The sequence below is a fragment of the Azospirillum sp. B506 genome, from assembly GCF_000333595.1.
Classification (GTDB): domain Bacteria; phylum Pseudomonadota; class Alphaproteobacteria; order Azospirillales; family Azospirillaceae; genus Azospirillum.
The window spans coordinates 1-2,144 of sequence record NZ_BADK01000978.1; the positions used below are offsets into that span (position 1 = coordinate 1).

2 protein-coding genes and 1 pseudogene are annotated in these 2,144 nt (G+C 67.6%); 1 reads left to right on the forward strand and 2 read right to left on the reverse strand.

Going from position 1 to position 2,144, the window contains the following annotated elements; genetic code table 11:
• A partial coding sequence (locus I71_RS30160; RefSeq protein ID WP_148294406.1) for an alpha/beta fold hydrolase occupies positions 1-407 on the reverse strand: 407 nt, incomplete at its 3' end.
• 131 nt (positions 408-538) lie between these two features.
• On the opposite strand from I71_RS30160, the gene I71_RS30165 reads away from it, so the two are divergent.
• Positions 539-1,585 (forward strand): GlxA family transcriptional regulator, encoded by a 1,047-nt coding sequence (locus tag I71_RS30165; protein ID WP_042703075.1) that lies wholly within the window; start codon positions 539-541, stop codon positions 1,583-1,585.
• A 49-nt stretch (positions 1,586-1,634) separates the two neighbouring features.
• Here I71_RS30165 and I71_RS30170 read toward each other — a convergent pair.
• Positions 1,635-2,144: pseudogene (locus I71_RS30170) on the reverse strand (DNA mismatch repair protein MutL); the annotation flags it as partial.

The following is a 2,144-nucleotide window of genomic DNA, read 5'->3' on the forward strand; positions in this document are numbered from 1 at the left end:
TTGACATTGGCCGCGTTTCCGGCTTGGGTGATGACCGCGCCGCCCCAGGAATGACCGACCAGCAGCACGCCGCCGGTCTGCCGACGCAGGACCCTTTCGGTGGCGGACACGTCGTCGGCGAGCGAGGTCAACGGGTTCTGCACGGCGGTGACATGGTAGCCCATCGCCTGCAGCCGGGAGATCACCGATGACCAGCTGGAGCCGTCGGCGAAGGCGCCATGAACCAGCACGATGCTGCGCAGGGTGGGGCTGCCGGATGCCGATGCGTTCTGGCCGCCGGCCAGCGCCAGTGTCAATCCGAATGCAGCGGTGAGACGCCGAAGCCATTTTGGCAGCCGTCCGGTCGGCGAGCCGGGGTGCTTCTCCTGGACGGGAGGCGCAAGATCGATGGGGTGGGGAGGCTTCATGGCCGGGCCATTCGATGCGGGGGATGGACAAATCCTATCGCCGGCCGGGCTGGGCCATAAGGTGGCGAACTGGACAGAGTTCATGCAAAACTCGCCAATCCACCCGAAAGCGGGCAGAAAAGGATCGGACCATGCGCATTGCGATTCTCGCGGTCGACGGCAGCCTTCTGTCGGCCATCGCCGGCTTGTCCGACCTGTTCTGGATCACCAATCAGGCGCTGCGCGCACCGCCCGAGGGTGTCGCCGGCGGATTGCCGGACCGGGCCGGCTCCCTGTTCGAAACCATCATCGTCAGCTCGGACGGCAAGCCGTTGCGCGATCCGCAGGGCAGGTCGATTTCGGTCGACGGCGCCTTCCGGGACATCGGACGGTGCGACGCGGCCCTTGCCACCGGCATGGCCCTCGGTCCGGACAGGCTGCCGCCGGCATCCGACTCAATCGTCCAGGCGGCGGAATGGTTGAAGGCGGTCCACCGGCAGGGCACTCTGGTCGGGGCGGCCTGCGCCGGCACCTTCGTGGTGGGGGAGGCGGGTCTTCTCGACGGCAGGCGCTGCACCACCACATGGTGGCTGCATCATGCCTTCAAGCGGCGGTTTCCCAAGGCGCGGCCGGTCTGGGGGACGGCCCTGGAGGAACAGGACGGTATCGTCACGACCGGCGGGCCATTGTCCTGGGTCGACCTCGCCCTGCATATCATCAGGCGTCTGGCAGGGCCGGACATCGCCAAGCTGGCTGCCGACATCTCGGTCGCCGACAGTCTGCCACTGCCGCAGATGATCTATGCTCCCAGGGGTTTCATCAACACGACCGATCCGCTTCTGCTGCGCGCCGAGCAGATCATCCGGCACGCGGCCCCGGGCCTGACCGCCGAAGGCTTGGCCAAGGCCCTGACCCTCAGCGGACGAACCCTGCACCGGCGGCTGAAGGAGCTGACCGACGAATCACCCAAGGAGTTCATCACGCGGGTGAGGATCGAGACGGCCTGCGTCCTGCTTGAAACACCAGGAGCCAGCGTCAAGCAGGTCGCGCTTTCCTGCGGCTATGGAGAGGAGAGCGCCTTCCGTCGGGCATTCGCCCAGATCACCGGTATGACGCCGGCCGATTACCGGCGCTGGTCGAGCGGCCGGGCGGCCGGTGCGGCGGCGTCCCATAGGGTGGTGGAGAACTCGCAGGGCTGACGCGATGCCGCTGCCTTGCGGGGCTGACACAAAGGCAGCGATGGCCCGCCTACCTCCTCCCAAACAGCCTCTCAATATCCGCCAGCTTCAGCTCCACGTACGTCGGCCGCCCGTGGTTGCACTGCCCGCTGTGCGGAGTCGCCTCCATCTGCCGCAGCAGGGCGTTCATCTCGTCGACGCTCAGCGTGCGGCCGGCGCGGACGCTGCCGTGGCAGGCCATGGTCGCGCAGACCTCCTCCAGCCGCTCCTTCAGCGACAGGGCGTCGCCCAGTTCGGACAGTTCCTCGGCAAGGTCGCGGATCAGGTTCTTCACGTCGGACTGGCCGAGCAGGGCCGGCACCTCGCGCACCATGACGCAGCCGTGGCCGAAGCCCTCGATCACCAGACCGAGCTCGGCCAGTTCGGCGCCGCGGGCCAGCAGGCGGTTGGCGGATGGTTCGTCCAGCTCGATCAGTTCGGGGATCAGCAGGGCCTGGCGCTTCACCCCGCCGTCCAGCAGGGCGGTCTTCATCCGCTCATAGACCAGCCGTTCATGGGCGGCGTGCTGGTCGACGATGAC

What these genes read in the sequence shown, in the direction of transcription:
- I71_RS30165 (WP_042703075.1), top strand. Translation starts at nt 539, where the DNA reads ATGCGCATTGCGATTCTCGCGGTCGACGGCAGCCTTCTGTCGGCCATC.